Source organism: Thiobaca trueperi, assembly GCF_004342175.1.
GTDB lineage: Bacteria > Pseudomonadota > Gammaproteobacteria > Chromatiales > Chromatiaceae > Thiobaca > Thiobaca trueperi.
Map to the genome: position 1 here is coordinate 661,054 of NZ_SMAO01000001.1, position 16,482 is coordinate 677,535.

General features: G+C 63.9%; 17 protein-coding genes. 9 read left to right on the plus strand and 8 right to left on the minus strand.

What is annotated here, in order from left to right; all coding sequences use genetic code 11:
* Window positions 1-40: 40 nt before the first annotated feature.
* Together EDC35_RS02990 and EDC35_RS02995 are read right to left on the minus strand one after the other, a co-directional pair.
* The gene (locus EDC35_RS02990) at window positions 41-430 is read right to left on the minus strand and encodes a NifB/NifX family molybdenum-iron cluster-binding protein (RefSeq protein ID WP_132975541.1); all 390 of its coding nucleotides are present in this window, start codon (window positions 428-430) and stop codon (window positions 41-43) included.
* 25 nt (window positions 431-455) lie between these two features.
* Window positions 456-2,129 carry a sigma-54 interaction domain-containing protein gene (locus tag EDC35_RS02995; protein ID WP_132975543.1) on the minus strand — a complete coding sequence of 558 codons (1,674 nt, stop codon included), beginning with the start codon at window positions 2,127-2,129 and terminating at the stop codon, window positions 456-458.
* Between the two features lie 618 nt (window positions 2,130-2,747).
* Here EDC35_RS02995 and EDC35_RS03000 point away from each other — a divergent pair.
* The 6 genes from EDC35_RS03000 (at window position 2,748) to EDC35_RS03025 (ending at window position 9,118) form a co-directional block, all read left to right on the plus strand.
* Window positions 2,748-3,551: a phosphonate ABC transporter ATP-binding protein gene (locus tag EDC35_RS03000; RefSeq protein ID WP_132975544.1), complete on the plus strand. Its 804-nt coding sequence runs from the start codon at window positions 2,748-2,750 to the stop codon at window positions 3,549-3,551.
* A 28-nt stretch (window positions 3,552-3,579) separates the two neighbouring features.
* Window positions 3,580-4,485 (plus strand): phosphate/phosphite/phosphonate ABC transporter substrate-binding protein, encoded by a 906-nt coding sequence (gene phnD / locus EDC35_RS03005; protein WP_132975546.1) that lies wholly within the window; start codon window positions 3,580-3,582, stop codon window positions 4,483-4,485.
* Window positions 4,482-5,336, plus strand: coding sequence for a phosphonate ABC transporter, permease protein PhnE (phnE, locus tag EDC35_RS03010; RefSeq protein ID WP_132975548.1), 855 nt, complete (start codon window positions 4,482-4,484; stop codon window positions 5,334-5,336). The genes phnD and phnE overlap by 4 nt, the downstream gene beginning before the upstream one ends.
* Window positions 5,333-6,412 (plus strand): FecCD family ABC transporter permease, encoded by a 1,080-nt coding sequence (locus tag EDC35_RS03015; protein ID WP_132975551.1) that lies wholly within the window; start codon window positions 5,333-5,335, stop codon window positions 6,410-6,412. The genes phnE and EDC35_RS03015 overlap by 4 nt, the downstream gene beginning before the upstream one ends.
* 10 nt (window positions 6,413-6,422) lie before the next feature.
* Complete coding sequence (locus EDC35_RS03020) at window positions 6,423-7,217, plus strand: ABC transporter ATP-binding protein (protein ID WP_132975553.1); 795 nt, start codon at window positions 6,423-6,425, stop codon at window positions 7,215-7,217.
* 149 nt (window positions 7,218-7,366) lie between these two features.
* Window positions 7,367-9,118: a radical SAM protein gene (locus EDC35_RS03025; protein ID WP_207896068.1), complete on the plus strand. Its 1,752-nt coding sequence runs from the start codon at window positions 7,367-7,369 to the stop codon at window positions 9,116-9,118.
* A 60-nt stretch (window positions 9,119-9,178) separates the two neighbouring features.
* On the opposite strand, the gene EDC35_RS03030 is transcribed toward EDC35_RS03025, so the two are convergent.
* The 3 genes from EDC35_RS03030 to EDC35_RS18660 are packed head-to-tail and all read right to left on the minus strand — an operon-like array spanning window position 9,179 to window position 10,150.
* The gene (locus EDC35_RS03030) at window positions 9,179-9,499 is read right to left on the minus strand and encodes a HepT-like ribonuclease domain-containing protein (RefSeq protein WP_132975557.1); all 321 of its coding nucleotides are present in this window, start codon (window positions 9,497-9,499) and stop codon (window positions 9,179-9,181) included.
* Complete coding sequence (locus EDC35_RS03035) at window positions 9,492-9,782, minus strand: nucleotidyltransferase family protein (RefSeq protein WP_132975711.1); 291 nt, start codon at window positions 9,780-9,782, stop codon at window positions 9,492-9,494. The genes EDC35_RS03030 and EDC35_RS03035 overlap by 8 nt, the downstream gene beginning before the upstream one ends.
* 59 nt (window positions 9,783-9,841) lie before the next feature.
* On the minus strand, window positions 9,842-10,150 hold the full coding sequence (locus EDC35_RS18660) for a hypothetical protein (RefSeq protein ID WP_207896069.1): 309 nt from the start codon (window positions 10,148-10,150) through the stop codon (window positions 9,842-9,844).
* A 211-nt stretch (window positions 10,151-10,361) separates the two neighbouring features.
* Between EDC35_RS18660 and EDC35_RS03045 the strand changes: the two genes are divergently transcribed.
* The 3 genes from EDC35_RS03045 (at window position 10,362) to EDC35_RS03055 (ending at window position 14,274) form a co-directional block, all read left to right on the plus strand.
* Window positions 10,362-12,434, plus strand: a complete 2,073-nt coding sequence (locus EDC35_RS03045; protein WP_132975559.1) for a TonB-dependent receptor — start codon at window positions 10,362-10,364, stop codon at window positions 12,432-12,434.
* Window positions 12,434-13,495, plus strand: a complete 1,062-nt coding sequence (locus tag EDC35_RS03050; protein ID WP_132975561.1) for an ABC transporter substrate-binding protein — start codon at window positions 12,434-12,436, stop codon at window positions 13,493-13,495. The genes EDC35_RS03045 and EDC35_RS03050 overlap by 1 nt, the downstream gene beginning before the upstream one ends.
* A gap of 320 nt (window positions 13,496-13,815) precedes the next feature.
* Window positions 13,816-14,274, plus strand: a complete 459-nt coding sequence (locus tag EDC35_RS03055) for an ion channel (protein WP_132975563.1) — start codon at window positions 13,816-13,818, stop codon at window positions 14,272-14,274.
* Between the two features lie 116 nt (window positions 14,275-14,390).
* On the opposite strand, the gene EDC35_RS03060 is transcribed toward EDC35_RS03055, so the two are convergent.
* The 3 genes from EDC35_RS03060 to EDC35_RS03070 are packed head-to-tail and all read right to left on the minus strand — an operon-like array spanning window position 14,391 to window position 16,471.
* Window positions 14,391-14,936 carry a chromate transporter gene (locus tag EDC35_RS03060; protein ID WP_132975565.1) on the minus strand — a complete coding sequence of 182 codons (546 nt, stop codon included), beginning with the start codon at window positions 14,934-14,936 and terminating at the stop codon, window positions 14,391-14,393.
* 4 nt (window positions 14,937-14,940) lie between these two features.
* Window positions 14,941-15,534 (minus strand): chromate transporter, encoded by a 594-nt coding sequence (locus EDC35_RS03065; RefSeq protein ID WP_132975567.1) that lies wholly within the window; start codon window positions 15,532-15,534, stop codon window positions 14,941-14,943.
* Window positions 15,527-16,471, minus strand: coding sequence for a hypothetical protein (locus tag EDC35_RS03070; protein WP_207896070.1), 945 nt, complete (start codon window positions 16,469-16,471; stop codon window positions 15,527-15,529). The genes EDC35_RS03065 and EDC35_RS03070 overlap by 8 nt, the downstream gene beginning before the upstream one ends.
* Window positions 16,472-16,482 lie beyond the last annotated feature (11 nt).

A 16,482-nucleotide genomic window follows, 5' to 3' on the forward strand; every position in this document is an offset into this window, starting at 1 on the left:
ATTGATGACCGCAAAAGCTGGCGCGATTCAAGACAGCGGTTCAGGCCGTCGCGGTTCGATACCAGACGCCAAGCGACTCCTCGATCGCCCCGAACGGATAGTCATCGACCGGGATGATTCCCGCCGCCGTGAGCTTGGCGCGCGGCCCGTCGCCAACACGGGCGACAAAGAGGGCCGAGCAGTCGGCGAGTGCGCGCAGGATGACCTCGCGCTTGTCCTCGTCGCCATAACCGCCCTGACAGTAATGCTCGACCACCCGTGTGGCGATGAAGCGCACGCCATCCGGACCGACGGCATAGACCTTGAAATCGTCGGCATGGCCGAAATGCTGGTCGATCTGACCATTGCCCGTGGTCGCGACGGCGACCAGGCGCTCATTTGGTCCGAGTTCAACCGTTTGGGTGTGTTCAGCAACGGCTTGGGACATCATCTTCTCCGGCAGGGATGGTTGAGGATCAGCGAAAGACCTTGCGGTCGAGATCGTATTTAGCCATGCGCAATCCCAGGATCCGGCGCGTCAGGCCGAGCTGACGGGCCGCTTCGGTGGTATTGCCATGGGTCGCCTTGAGCACGTCCACGATCATTTCGTACTCGACCGCGTTGAGCTTCGCCTCCAGCGAGCCGACATCCGAGGCGTCGGAGACGACCGGGGTCTGCAATGAGGGCGGCAGGTTGTAGGCATGAATGACGCCATCCTCGGCCAGGATGATCGCCCGCTCGATGACGTTCTCCAGTTCGCGGACATTGCCCGGCCAGTCGTAGCAGAGCAGCATGTTGATGGCCGGCGTCGAGATGCGGTTGACGCCAACGCCCATCTCCTGGGAAAACCGGGTCACGAAGTGATCGGCGAGCGCGATGATGTCATTGCCGCGATCACGCAGGGGCGGGATCGTGATGGGGAAGACGTTCAGCCGGTAATAGAGGTCTTCCCGGAAGGTTCCCTTTTCCACCATGTCGATCAGGTTGCGATTGGTCGCTGCCAGGATGCGGATGTCCACCTGGATCGGCGTGTTCCCGCCCACCCGCTCGAAGGTGCGCTCCTGCAGGACGCGCAGCAGTTTCGCCTGCATCGACAGGGACAGTTCGCCGACCTCGTCGATGAAAATGGTCCCGCCGTGCGCCTCCTCGAAACGCCCCTTGCGCTGCGCGGTCGCGCCGGTGAAGGAGCCTTTCTCATGCCCGAACAGCTCGCTCTCGATCACGGTCTCGGGCAGCGCCGCACAGTTGAATTTGATGAAGGGGCCGGTCGAGTTGAGGCCATGATAGTGAATCGCGCTGGCGACCAGCTCCTTGCCGACGCCGCTCTCGCCCAGGATCAGCACCGTGGTCTTGGAGCGCGTGACCTTCTCGATCAGGTTGTAGACCTCCTGCATCGGCTTGGAATGCCCGATGATGTTGGAGGGTTTGAACTTCTCCTTGAGCGCGCCGCGCAGCCGGCGGTTCTCGGCCTGAAGCGCAACGGTCTGGACATGCTCGACCAGATAGAGCTCGACCGACTGCGCCAGGGTGGCGGCGAGAATCGTCATGATCCGGGCGTCCAGATCGAGCAGTTGGCGGTTCTCGTAGATGCGTTCGGCGCTGATGGCGCCCATGATCTTCCTGCCGCGCCGGATGGGGACACACACGAAGGACAGGCGGGTCTGAGCCAGATCGCCCCGGCTGTCGGTGCGGTTGAGGAAGTTGGGTTCATCGCCGATGCAGGGCACGACCATCGCCTGCCCGGTTTCGACCACCCGACCGGTAATGCCTTCGCCCAGACGGTAAACGCCGCGCGCGACCTCGTCCGGGCTCAGACCGAAGCTCTCGTGGATGAAGATCTTGCCTGAATCCCGGTCGTAGAGGCTGACCGCCCCGCGAATCAGCTTCATGTGCCGTTTCATCAACTGAAGCAGAATCGTCAGCGTGGTCTGCAAATCGCCGGCCTCCGCGACCAGCCGGCTCATCTCATAGAGCAGCGGCAGCACTTGCGTGCGGCACTCGCCGAAATCGCATTCGCAGGATGGCGTCGAAGCGAGATGGATCGGCTCGGCAACCGGGAGTTTCTCCCCCTGACTCCTGTCGGGACAGATCAGCGAGACCCGCTGGGCCCGTCGATCCACAGCGGAGGGCAGTGGGTATTGAGTCGTCATGTGAATCATCTGCTCATGTAGAGAAAGCCGTCGGTCGGGTTCGCGGGGCCGACGGGGAGCGGTCGGCAACGAACCCGACGCAGATTGGGCGGTGAGCGCCGATGATGATCGGCTGTCGAGGCACGGCAGATCAGCGGCGCCGCTTCGCTATATATTTTCACATATAACGATTTGCAAGCAACCACGTTCGTTGCGTACCGTCCCGAACGCTGGCGGAACGACAGGGTACCGATCCGAACACCTGAGCGATCCGGCGTTTTTCCGGCTGGGGCCGCCCATTGCGACCGATCGGTACGCATTGACCCTTTTGTACATCGGCGTGCACTGGCCCCGTGCCCTTCCAACTGCAAACAAGACAGCAGAATACGCGCCAACTCTTTGTTACAGGATGGAAAGCCTCTCTTTCCGGCACAACGCCCGGACAGATCGGCGCCATTCAAGCCGCCAATGTGGCAGACCACTTGCTGAAGGGTGAGCAGACCGATCAACAGGCGAGCGTCCGCCGCCGGGTCGCATCGACTTCATCCGTCTTCAGGGGGAATCGCCATCATCAAGGCCAGCATCACCGCACTCGACGCGCGCCGTCCATCACCGGCTGCTGCTGCGCAGGCAGGCGGCATGGGGGTCGTTCAGGGTCCGGCACAGCAGACCCGGCCCAGTCTCCTGCTCCGGGACATCCAGGTTCACCGGGGCCGGCAAACGGTGCTCAAGGGGCTCTCGCTCACCATTGCGACCGGCGCCATCACCGTGATCGTCGGTCCCTCCGGGGTCGGCAAGAGCACCCTGATGGGCGTGCTCAACGGTCTGATCCGACCGGTCGCAGGCGAGGTCTCCGTCGCGGGTCTGGGTCCGCTCAGCGACCCCGGCGTCCTGCGCGAGCATCGCCGACGCACGGCCACGGTGTTCCAGGAACATGCCCTGATCGACCGGCTGACCGCGCTGGACAATGTGCTGCTCGGGATGGCCGACAGGCGCCATCCGCTGAGTCCCCTGCCCTGGCCGGCGGATCTGCAACGGCGGGCGGCTCAGGCGCTGCTGGAGGTCGGACTGCTCCATCGTGTCAACGCCCGTGCCGACACCCTGAGCGGCGGCGAGCGCCAGCGGGTCGGCATCGCGCGGGCACTGGTCCGCAACCCCAGCCTGCTTCTGGGCGACGAACCCTTTTCGGCGGTCGATCCGGCCCTGACCCGGCGTCTCGGCGACGAGTTCAAGTCACTGGTGAGCGGCGCGGGCATCACCGTGGTGCTGGTCCTGCATCAGATCGACATCGCCCGCCGTCTGGCCGATCGCATCGTCGGTCTGGCCGATGGCCGGGTCGCCTTCGACGGGCCGCCCGAGACATTCGATACCGCCGCCCAGTCCCGCGTCTTTCCGCGGCACGAGCTTCAGCACGACTCACCCGCGTCTCAATCAACGTCCTAACCAACCCCACCAACAGGAGTACTGACCCATGTCACTCGCCAACTTGATCTCGGGCCGCCAGCGATGGTTCGCCCTCTTCTTCTTCCTCTCGCTCCTTGGCGGGCACGCCTTCGCCAAGTCAGAGACGACTGACCGTCCCAAGGAACTGGTGATCGGCCTGCTGCCGGGCGAGTCGGCGCCCACGGTGATGCGGCTGAACGAACCGCTGCGCGCCTATCTGGAGAAACGTCTCGGCATCCCGGTGAAGCTCATCGTCGGCGCCAATTACGCCGCGACCGGGGAAGCACTGCGCTTCGGGCGGCTCGACATCGCCTATCTCGGTCCGGTCACCTATATCCTGCAAAGCCGCCGCGCCAGGCTGGAACCCTTCGCCCGTCCCAGTCATGCCGTGGTCGGCCCGACCTTCCAGGCCGTCATCATCGTGCCCAAGGACAGCCCGGCCAAGTCGCTCGCCGATTTGAAAGGCGGCGAAATCGCCTTCGGCGACCCGGCCTCGACCTCCGGCACCTGGGTGCCGCGCTATCAGCTCCTGGATGCCGGGCTGGTGTCCGGTCGGGACTACAAACTGCGCGTGCTGGGCGCCCATGATGCGGTCGCGCTGGCCGTCGCCAACAAGAAGGTCGCAGCCGGCGGGTTGTCGATGCCGATCTACAAGCGGCTGCTGAAGGAAGGCAAGCTCAATGCAGAGGCCGTGCGGGTGCTGGCCGAATCGCCCGCCATCCCGGAATATCTCTGGACCTTCCGCGAGGGTCTGGATCCGGCGTTCAAAGAGGAGATCCGTCAGGCGTTCATCCATGTCGATGACCCGGAGGCGCTCAAGGTCTTCCGGGCGGAAGCCTTCATTCCTGCCGTCGATTCCGATGTCGATCGGGTGCGGATCTGGATCGATGCCATCCGCGCGGCAAACCCTGACGCCATCCCGCCGGCCAAATGACCGGCGTCATCACACCGCATGCCGCACCGGCGACCGCGACCCGTGTCGCGGTCGAAGGGGTGCTGGCCGCCAGCCGTCACCGTCATCGGCGGCGGCTGGTCCAGACCACGTTTGGGCTGATCGCCGTCCTGTTCGCCTGCGGTTATGCGGGCGTGCTGGACCCGGCACGCTATGCCGACGCCATCCCGACCATCCTCCAACTGCTGACCGACGCCATGCCGCCGGACTTCAGCCGTTGGCGTGACTGGGGCCGACCGCTGCTGGAGACCCTGAGCATGAGTGTCGCCGGCACCGCGCTCGGATTGGCCCTCGCCCTGCCCCTAGGCGCACTCGCGGCGCGCAACATCGCCCCGAACTGGATCGGCTCGCCCGTGCGGCTGCTGCTCAATACCTGCCGCTCCATCCCGACGCTGGTGTGGGGCATCCTCTATGTCGCCGCAGTCGGTTTCGGGCCGCTCCCCGGCGTGCTGGCGCTGGCCAGTCATTCGATCGGCATGCTCGGCAAGTTCTGCGCTGAGATCCTGGAGCACGTCGATCCGGCACCCGGCGATGCACTGCGCAGTCAGGGCGTCTCGCGTCTCGGGGTGCTGCGTTTCTCGGTCTGGCCGCAGATCCTGCCGCGCCTCATGGATGTCGCCGTCTATCGCTGGGAGCACAACCTGCGGGCGGCAACCACTGTCGGTGTGGTGGGTGCCGGCGGGCTGGGGCTGGAGATCATCACCGCCTTCCATCTCTTCGAGTACCGGGAGGCGCTGGCGCTGATCCTGGTTCTGTTGGGGCTGGTCAGCCTGATCAATCTGGCCGGGGCCTTCGTGCGTGGTCGTTTGATCAATGCGGGGATGCGGGAATGAACGTCAAAACCCTGCCTGAATGCCCTCCGGCGTCCGCGTATCAGGCTGGCGCGCCGGGCAGCGGCTCGACGACATGGAGGCGCGTCGCCGGACTCGCGGCCCTGGTCCTGGTCCTCATGCTCCTGTCGCTGGCGGTCGGGCGCTATCCCGTCCCACTGGGCGATGTCCTCGGCGTGCTCCTGTCTCACCTCGCCCCGATCCAGCCCCATTGGACACCCGAGGCCGGGACGGTGGTGACACAGATCCGGCTGCCGCGCATCCTCGCCGCCATCCTGGTCGGGGCCGCACTCGCCGTCTCGGGCAGCGCCTATCAGGGGCTGTTCCGCAATCCCATGGTCTCGCCCGGCATCCTCGGCGTCTCCGCTGGTGCCAGTCTGGGCGCCGCCATCGCCATCCTGCTCGGGCTGGGCATGGTCGGCATCCAGATGCTGGCCTTCGGCTTCGGGCTGCTCGCGGTCGCCATGACCTGGGCAATCGGCGTCAGCCTCGGCAAACGCGGCGACCCGGTGCTGGTCACGGTGCTGGCCGGCATCATCATCGGCACCCTCTTCACCGCCTTCGTCTCGCTGGTGAAGTTCGTCGCCGATCCCTACAACACCCTGCCGACCATCACCTTCTGGCTGATGGGCAGTCTGGCCTCCATCGACATGCCGGACCTGGCGCTCGCCGCCCTGCCCATCCTCGGCGGCATGGCGCTGCTCAACGCCCTGGGCTGGACGCTCAACGTGCTCTGCTTCGGTGACGAGGAGGCGCGGGCGCTGGGGCTGGAGACCGGACGGCTGCGTCTGCTGATCATCCTGGCCGCGACCCTGGTGACGGCTGCGGCGGTCGCCATCAGCGGCATCATCGGACTGGTGGGACTCATCGTGCCACACCTCGCCCGCATGCTGGTGGGACCGGATCACAAGCTCCTGATCCCGGTGTCGGCGCTGATGGGCGGCGGTTTCCTGCTGCTGGTCGATGACCTGGCGCGCTCGCTGTTCGAGGTCGAGATCCCGCTCGGTATCGTCACCGCCATCATCGGCGCGCCCTTCTTCCTGCTGCTGCTCAAGCGCAGCCAGCGCGGCTGGTCCTGAGGCGCCCGACATGCTTGAGATCCACAACCTGAGCTGCGGCTACGGACGGCGCACCGTGCTGAACGGCATCTCCTTCGATCTGGCGGCCGGCGAATTGCTCTGCCTGCTGGGTCCGAACGGGGTCGGCAAGACCACACTCTTCAAGACCCTGCTCGGCCTCCTGCCAGCGCACGGCGGTGAGATCCGTCTGGACGGACAGCCGCTCGGCCACTGGTCGCGCCGACGCTTCGCCCGTCAGGTCGGCTATGTCCCCCAGGCCCATACCCCGCCGTTTCCGTTCAAGGTGCGGCAGGTGGTCGCCATGGGCCGCACCGCCCATCTGGCGGCTTTCGCCTCGCCCGACCACGCCGACCTGGACATCGCCGAGTCCGCGCTGGAGACCCTGGGCATCACCGCCCTGGCCGAGGCCACCTACACCGAGATCAGCGGCGGCGAACGCCAGCTCGTCCTCATCGCCCGCGCACTCGCCCAGCAGCCGCAGCTACTCATCATGGACGAGCCGACCGCGAATCTGGACTATGGCAACCAATTGAAGGTCATGGCCCACGTCCGCCGCATCGTCGCCGACCACGACCTGAGCGTTATCCTCACCACCCACGACCCCAACCAGGCGCTGCTGCATGCCACCCGCGCCCTGGTCCTGGATCGCGACCAGCGCTACAGCGTCGGCCCGCCCGCCGAGGTCATCACATCCGAATATCTGCGCCGCACCTACGGGGTCGAAGCCGAGATCCTTGATCTGACCCGCTCACCGGGGACGCCACGGCGGATCTGTGTCCCCGCTGATCTTGGCGTCCGAGCATGACCCCTTCTCAGGGCGCGCGTTCGGCTGAGGTGATCGCGCGTCCACCGATGCGTTATTGAAATAGCATATAGCGATAAGGTAGCCTCTGCCGTCGATCTGCCCTCGCGGTACAAGACATGAAATGCACCATCTGTGAAATCGGATGCTCCATGCCCGAAGGGAGAACCGGGGCATGCGGGCGATACATCAACGACAAGGGCACGCTGACGGAGCGCTACCCCGATACCTACCTCGTGGTCTGCCCCATCTCGGCAGAGACGATGCCCGTCATGCACTTCCACCCCGGAGCCAAGTTCCTCCAGATCAGCACCACCGGGTGCAATTTCAACTGCTCGGGCTGTGTGGCAAGCGTGGTGGCGAAAGAGATCGGTACCGACAGCAAGGCACTGAAGCGGCTGACTCCGCAGCAAGTCATAGGGAAGGCATTGGACGAGGAATGCATCGGGATCGTCTTCCTCATGAACGACCCGCTGGCGTCCTTCCATACCTTTCTGGCAGTCGCGAGGACAGCCAAAGCCCAGGGACTGCTCGTGGGCTGCTCGTCCAACGGCTATTTCACTCAGGACTCGGCGGACGCGCTGTCGCCCTATCTCGATTTCATCAACGTCGGCATCAAGGGACTGTCGGATGCGGACTACAAGTGCTGCGGGGCGCCAGGGTACGCGCCGGTATTGAGGAACATCAGAGATTTCCATGAGGCAGGCATCCATGTCGAGGCGGCCTGCATGCACAAAAAGGGCGAGGATGACGTGGTCATGGCAATCGCCGCGACCATCGCGGACATCGCCGACGACATCCCGCTCCAGATCATGCGCTTCATCCCGGTCGATGACGCCGACATCGGCAGCGAGCCTTCGGTACGCGAATCCGAGCAGATCCAGCGGATGGCGTCCAAGCGGCTGAAATACGTCTACCTCTTCAACGCGCCCGGCACCGACTGCATCAACACCTACTGTCCGGAATGCGGACAGCTCATCGTCGAGCGCGACTTCTACGGCCCCATGGGCTCAAAACTCCGCCGGTCGCTCCTCTCCGCCGATGAAAGACACTGTCCTCAGTGCGGCTACGCGCTGGAGATCAAGGGGGCCATCGCCACAGGCAGATACGACGAGAACGACTTCGAGGGCGGATATCCCTTCACCCGCGCACTCGAAATCATCGAGGGGACGCTGGCCGCCATCGGCGTCAAGGATCAGGGCTCCATCGCCCGATGCTGGGAGCACAGTTTGCAAGAGAATGGCCTCCAGAAACTGCACGGGAGCATTCAAGGCTTCGAGCGATACGCCGACAGCATCCGCAGATTCGGTGCCCTGACAGGGAAAGAATCCGAGGCCGCGAGACTGATCTCATATATGGACGAGCGCGTGCAGGCGATCGGGACGCAGGCCGCCCGGATCGAGACCAGACCAAGGGTCTACTATGCGATGAGCACGCCGCTGTTCGCCCTGGAATACGAGCGGCTGGAGAACGGACTGGTCGAGCTAGCCGGCGGCGCGAGCATCAACAAGGCGCTGGCCACCACCGGCCGACCGGGGATGAAAGTGACACCGGACGCCCTGAACGCACTCGATCCGGAGGTCATCTTCATCTCCGCCTTCATGCAAGCGCCGCTGGAGGATTTCTATGCCGATTGCGACGAGCTGGGAATCCGCGTCGAGGCGGTGCGAAACAAACGGATATACAACCATCCGATCCCCTGCATCGACTTCGGCAGTCCCAGATGGATACTGGGGCTGATGCACATCGCCCAGTGCCTGCACCCGGACAGATTCAGCTTCGACATCGAAGCCGAGGCGAAGGTCTTCTACCGTGAATTCTACGGACTGGAATTCAGACTGGAGGACGTGAACCGGTCTTTCGCCAAACCGAGCAAACGCTGGCGAATCCTTGAAAGCGGATGAAGGCGGTCTCAAACCAGCCAGTGCGCCGAGATGATCGATCAGTCTCTGAATTATCCCCGATCATTCGGCCTGGCCGCGTTCGAGATATAGCCTTGGTACCTGATATCCAGATATGGCCTTGGCGTAGGCCAGTCGATTGCGAGTCGCGACGATCAGCCACCAGGGAATCTGGGGATTGGCAGATCGCACCGCCTCCGGGACATGGGTCGCGGCCTCGCCGATCAGTTCCAGGTTGCGCAGGGTGGCATCGTAGATCAAACCATCGCTCAGGAATCCGTCCTGGTCCAGGCCGTCGGTGTAGGCCACGACCTTGTCGGCGAATCCGATCATGTCGTCCAGATAGAAGAGCCATTCCCTTGGGCTGCGGGTGATTTCAGACATGAACCGCTTCCCGCTCGATGTGTGGCCGCAGCTCGGGGCGCAGGACCTTTTCCGTGACCAGATCGACGGGGCTGCCGAGCAAGTCCTCGAGATAGAACTGGACGCCGAAATAGCGCTCCGAGGTGGCCGGCCCATCGAAGGCCACCAGGATATCCACGTCGCTATCCTCCCGCGCCTCGTCCCGAACCGTAGAGCCGAACACGGCGAGCGAGGTCACACCGAAACGCCGGGTCAGGAGCCCTTTGTGCTCGGCGAGAAGTTGCAAGGCACGGCTGCGCATCATTTTCTTCGTCTCCTGGTTGCAACGAAGGTCTTGCGGTTCGATCAACTCGCTCAACGGTCTCACGGGATGCAAACAATCAAATCCCGAAGCCCGTCGCCAGCGTGCCTTAGGCAACCCTCCGAATCGGGAATCACATCCCCGGCGTCAGGGTTTTCGGCGATGTAAGCGGCGAAGCTGCCGCGTTCGTCCTCCGTCCAATACAGAGGCCATTGCTTCTGGAACAACGGGGTCTCGATCATGATCAGCATCGGTTGAATGTACGCCTGAGAAATAGCTCCGTCCATCTCAGCGAGCCCGGGCGGGACCAGCGGCTCGGTGGATTCGTCGTCCAGATGCCCGGACCAGACCGCAGCCAGCCAGCCGAGCACGATCGCACCAGCCGGTGCACAACCGTCTTTCGACGTTCATCGACGAACGCAGCGGACCTTCCTCGCCCCATCGACCAGCACCTATACTGGCCCTTTCGGTACACCTCGACCATTCCGTTCCTCGCTGAACGTCATCTGACCGTGGCATAGGGCTTGCCATTGCACCAAAGGGCCAGTTTGGCCCGAAGGCTCATTTGGCAGAGGAATCGAGATGATCCGAAAGAACCCTGTAGTACTCCTGCTGGCGGCGGCGCACCTGGCACCGTGCCGGCTGGTGTCGGCGGATGGCGGAGAGCAGACGCTCCCGGTCGTGGTGGTCGAGGACAGCGGCAAGAGCGATGCCAGGCAGGCCGCGCCCGAGCCCGCTTATAGCCGGCTCGCCATGCCCCAGAGCGTCGTGGCCGTCCAGACGCTCACCCGCGAGGACATTGAGGAGATCCGTCCGCGCGATGTCTATGACCTGATCGAGCGCGCACCGGGCATGAGCATCCTGCGCCAGGGCGCGCGCGTCCATAATTTCGCTTTCAGTCGGGGAGACGACGTCGGCATCATCCTGGACGGCGTCTATCTGACCCAGACCGAGGCGCGGCGCGTGCTCGGGGATTTACAGCCGGAACTGATCGAATCCATCCGCTTCGTGCGCGACTCGACCGTGCTGACCATCGCGCCACTCGCAGGCTTCGGCTCGGCCTCGGCTGGGTCGCCCAACCAGGGATTCATCCTCATCACCACCCGCCGCAGCGTCCCGGACGGGAAGCGCGCGGAGCTGCGCACCAGCTACGCCACCTACGACACCTGGAAGGCCAGCGGCTTCACCGCTCAGTCCTGGCTGGACGGACGCGCGCGCATTGGGGCCGGATACCAGCACACCGCTTCCGAAGGCAAACCGGACTGGAACAACGGCTACAACGGCAACAGCTTCCTGCTCAACGGCGGCTACACGGACGCCCGCTTCGAGGCCACCGCCTCGCTCTACGTCAATCGCGCCTCACGCGAGATCCAGCGGGCGATCGGAACCTATACCGGCAAGACCAGGTACCCCGTCAGCGGCCCGACCCCGAACGGCGTGCTGGACAAGAACGTCTGGGAGTACGACCCCATGAACATGGAGGTCTTCTCGACCAATCTCGCCCATCACTGGAACGCGGCCCAGACCACCGCGCTGCTCTACGGCTGGACCGAGGCCGAGGGCACCCGCTACCCCTACACCACCACCCAGAACCGCTCGCAGGTGGTGGGCGACGAGGGCCGGGACTGGGCGCAGGAATGGAATCTCTCGCACACCATCGAATGGGGCTCCAATACCCTCAAGGTCGGCGCTCAGAGCCTCAACTGGTATCAGCTCACCGAGGGCAACGAAACACCCCGGCGCGAGAAACTCTACGGCTACTATCTCACGGACGAGTACCGGCTCAATCCGGACTGGACGCTCGATCTGGCGCTGCGGACCGACCGCAGGCAGATCGTCAGGGGCGGGGAGAAATATCTCTCCAGCGGCAGCGAGGTCCAGCTCGCCGACGGCGAGTGGAGCGACAACGCCATGGCGGCCTCCGTCGGCACGGCCTGGCAGATCAACCCCATCTTCCGCGTCTCGGCCCGCTACTCCTACAATCTCACCCCGACCCCGGATGTGCTGACCACGGTCGATGACGCGACATTGCCGGACGAGATCCGCAGCCGCTATGAGCTGGGGCTGGAGGCCAATGTCAGCCGCGCCTTCACGGCCACCCTGACCCCCTTCTACTACGATATCAAGGACGCCAAGGTCGCCGCCGGAACCCTGACCGCAGACGCCAGCGGCGCCCCCATCATCGATCCGGGCACCGGCGAGGAAACCAGCGTCACCCTCTACGACGCAGCCAATCGCATCCGCAAGGGTCTGGAATTGACCCTTGCGGGCCGCCTCGTCGATGACGCCCTCGGCTACGAGCTCGGCTGGACCGCCTTCACCGACAACGAAGAGGACGGCGAGTACGGCAGCGAATTCCCGGACAACAAGTACAGCGCCCGGCTCAACTGGCGCCACGGACCCTGGGACAGCACCCTGAGTCTGCTGAAGGTCGATCCCTATCTGAGCTACGGCTACACCGTGGGCGACTTCACCACGGTCAACCTGAGCGTGGCGCACCGCTTCGACCACGGCATCACCCTGGCCGTCTACGGCCAAAACCTGACCGACGAGCAGTACGGTACCAACAACAAGGGCTATCCGCCGCAGGCCAACTGGGGTGTGCTGCGCGATGTGGGTGCAACCTATGGGGTCGAAGTGGCGGTGGTGTTCTGATGAAAATGCGCTCTCCAATCCTCAAGTCCCTGATCCTGATCGGCGCCTGGCTGGTCGCCAACCCCGTGCTGGCCGAGCGCCAGATCGTCGATATGGCCGGCCGCATGGTCGCCCTGCCCGACAGGATCCACAAGGTCTATGCCGTGGGTCACTGCATCCCCATCGTCGGCGCCATGGCACCCGACCTGCTGGCCAACAGCTATCGTCTGCCCGAGGCCGCGCGGCCACTGCTGGCGCCCGTCTTCTTCGAGGGCAAGACCACGCCCAACTCGGGGATCCGCTTCTCCGACGAGGAGGTGATCCGCATGGCACCGGACCTGGTCGTGATGGAAGCCATCCCAGGTGCCGCAGAACGGGCTGAACGCATGCAGAAGCGGATCGGCGCGCCCGTCGTCCTGGTGGATCAGGACATGCTCCATTACAAGGAGGCTTTCGCCGTCCTCGGTGAAATCCTGGACCGCCGCGAGCAGGCCAGGGCGATGACGGATTTTGTCGTCCGCCATCTGGACCCCATCCGGGAAGTGGCCCAGACCATTCCGGAGGACCAGCGGGTGCGGGTCTACTACGCCGAAGGGCCGGACGGGCTGTCCACCAACCCGGCCGGCTCCAGCCATACGCAGGTGCTGGATTTCGTCGGTGCCGCCAACGTCGCACAGGTGAAGAATCTGCCCGACGAAGGACTGAGCGCGGTCTCGCTGGAGCAGATCTATCTGTGGCAGCCGGAGCTGATCCTGGTCTGGACCCCGGCCGCCGACCGGCTCACCACCTGGCGAGCCATCGTCGAGGATCCGCTCTGGCAGAAGATCGCTGCCGTCAGGAACGGTCAGGTGGTCCAGATCCCCTGGCTGCCCTTCAGTTGGTTGGACCGCCCGCCCGGCACCAATCGCATCCTCGGCGCCCTCTGGCTGGCGGAGCTGTTCTATCCGGATCGCTATGACATTGATCTGGCGGCGGCGACCAAGGAATATTTCGCCATTTTCTATCACCGCGAGATCGCGGATGAGAATGTGCGGAAGTTGCTGAGGCTGACCCGTCCGGACGAGGCGGCATCGACGCTTTAGCCACTCGCCCACAAGTCAGGAAAACCGCCGTGATGTCAACTGGTGCGGTCGTTTGATTTTGTGCGACACCGTAGAAATCGGCCAGCCCCGACAGGCTTCTGGCCGATCACGACGCCATCCTCTAAAGTAGATGCCCGGACGTCCTGATGACGCTCCGCCTGTTTCGCGCAATCCAGGCGCAGCAGCCTGGTCAGCGCGCGGGCCATGACCGCGACATTCAGACAGCGGGGTCTGTCGTGTCGGGCCGTCATGGCGTGGAGGATCATCACCAAGGATGACGTGTCAGGTTGCGGCTCAGACAAAGCGAGGTGCGTCGCGTCATGCCATCCATCGCCGGCATCACCGGACGTCGTGTGCAGGTTGTCTTTATCCTGGCCTGGCTGCTGGTCGCGGTCCTGTTTCTGTTCCATGCCAGTCTGCTCTTTGAAGTCGCCTGGCAGATTCAGATGTTCGTCCCATGGCTCATTCTGCATCTCGGCCCACGCAGCGCTGGCAAGGCGATCATCCTGGGCTGCTTCGTCGTGCTCTTCTTCACCCATCTCGCGGAGGCCATGGCCTGGGGTCTGCTGATCTGGCGCGCGGGGCTGGCTCCGAGTTTTTCCGAAGGGCTCTATTTTTCCGCCACCTCGATGACCGCACTCGGCTATGGCGATGTCGTGCTGGCTCCGCCCTGGCGCCTCATCGGCCCACTGGCGGCGATCAGCGGCCTGCTGATGTTCGGTTGTTCGACCGCCTTTCTGTTCGTCGTCATCCAGGCGGTCTGGGAGCATCAGGGTTGACGGCTGTGACGCCTCTCGCTGGCATGACGGACCCGAAGATCCAATCAAACCGCACCCGCTTCGACTACCGTCGAGGTGGCCAAGGTAAAGACATCGCCTGCCGCGCTGGGCGCGGTTTAACGCAGGATGAACCAGCCCAAAACGCCGCAGGTCAGGATGAGGAGGGCCGGGTTGATGCGCTTCCAGAACAGCAGCAGGACGATGGCGAGACCGAATCCGAGGGTCACGCCGTTGAACCAGAGCGGCCGATCGAGGTTGAAGCTGGCCGTCTTGCCCACGGCATAGACGCCCGCGAGCATCAGCCCGATGGTGATCGGCGCGAGTCCCCGCTGAACCGCCTCACGCCAGGGGTTCTCCCGGTAACGGTCCCAGATGTAACTGACCCCATAGGTCAAGAGACTGGCGGGAAAGTAGAAGGCGAACAGCACCAGTAAGAAACCAGCCACACCGGCAGCGTGATAACCGATGATCCCGACCATGGTCATGTTCGGTCCCGGCGCGAGCTGACCCAGACTGTAGATGGCGGCGAACTGGGTATCGGTCACCCAGTGATGAACGGTGACGGTTTCGTGCTGCATCTCCGGAATGACGGCCGTGCCCCCGCCCACGGCCATCAGTGAGAGCAGGGTAAAGACGTTCAGGAGCGAGACCAGGTCTTTCATGGGGTTACGGCCTCGACTCGGAGGAAGACAGAGGCGGCTTCTTCAACGCGGCAGGACGGTTCATCCAGATGGCGATGGGCGCCAGCAGCAGGAGGGTGGTGACGAGCGAGACATGGAAGACGCCGACCATGAGAAAGGTCGGGAGGATGAACATCAGGTCTTTGGGACGGAGAAACTGGCGTCCGCCGATCTTGAGAGTCACCTGAAGCAGCAGGCCGACCGAGGCCGCCGCGACCCCGGCCAGGGCGGCAGTGACATCCGGGTTGTCGTGGAGCCGCGCATAGAGCACCCCGAGTACGCTCAGGATGACCGCGCCCGGCAGGATGAGCCCGAGCGCTGCGGCCAGCGCCCCGCGCGGCCCACGCAATTGACGCCCGACGATCACCGCCACATTGGTCGAATTCAGGCCGGGCAGGGTCTGGCCGATCTCCAGCGCGCCGAGAAACTCATCGTCGGTCAGCCATCGCTCGCGATCGACCACCACATCGCGCAGATAGGCGACGAGACCGCCGCCAAAGCTGGAGATCCCGATCAGGGCGAATGCCCTGAAGATCCGACCGATCGATGGCGGCTGCGTGACCCTGGCCGATTCATTCATGGTTGGTCGATGCCTGCTGACCGAGTCCGTAGACGATGGCCGTCTTGGTCGCCCCCAGGGTCACCCATTCGTAGGCGTCCAACTGGAGCGTCTTGTAGAAATCGGCGGCGCGTTTCAGACTCTCGCGGTGAAGATCCTCGCGCCGGTCGAACTTGCACTGGAAGGCGAATTCGCCGCAGATCGGGCGTTCGTGCTGACGATCGCGCCACACGGCAATGGTGGCCTTGGCCTTGATGCCGTGTCCGAAATGCAGCTCGCCGACGTTCACCTGCACCTCCTCGACGGCGAAATCGTTGACCAGCGCGAGGCGCTCGTCCGACCTGGCCTTGGCCTGGAGCAGGGCCGGAAAGGAGCGCGTGAGATCGGCCACGGCCATATCGATCTGCTCACGCGGCGTCGCCAGTACACAGTTATGCGAAAAGATCGAGCGCATCCCGCCCAGTCCCTCGCGCAGGGGCAGCAGTTCCTCTTTGAACTTGATCCGGATCCGCGCACCCGGGGTGGCCGGGCGCACATCGACCGCCGCCGCTGTTTCGAAATCCGGGTGTCTGAATTTGACGGTCAACTCGGGCAGACCGTCCGGCCAGCCGCTCTTGTAGAAGGTCCGCAGTCGCACGATGAAATGATTGTTGTAGAGATCGAAGCTCGGCGTATCGAAGAAGAGGACCTCACGCACCTGGTTGTCGAATCCGTCGTCAGCGTCCTTGACCGTTACGTCGAATTTCCTGGCTGAATGCCGGACGATCTTCCAGAAGTCCCGGAACGCATGAGACGTCACGAAATGCTGCGGTTGCAGGATCACCTTGCACTCGTAATAGTGCACGGCGGAAAAGGGCGTATTGACGACTTCGATGGCGGTTTCGTTCATCGCAACCCCTGGATGGCGCATGGATTGGTCGAGCACGATGTTGTGATGCCCGATCTGACCACGCGACACGCCGGGCGGTC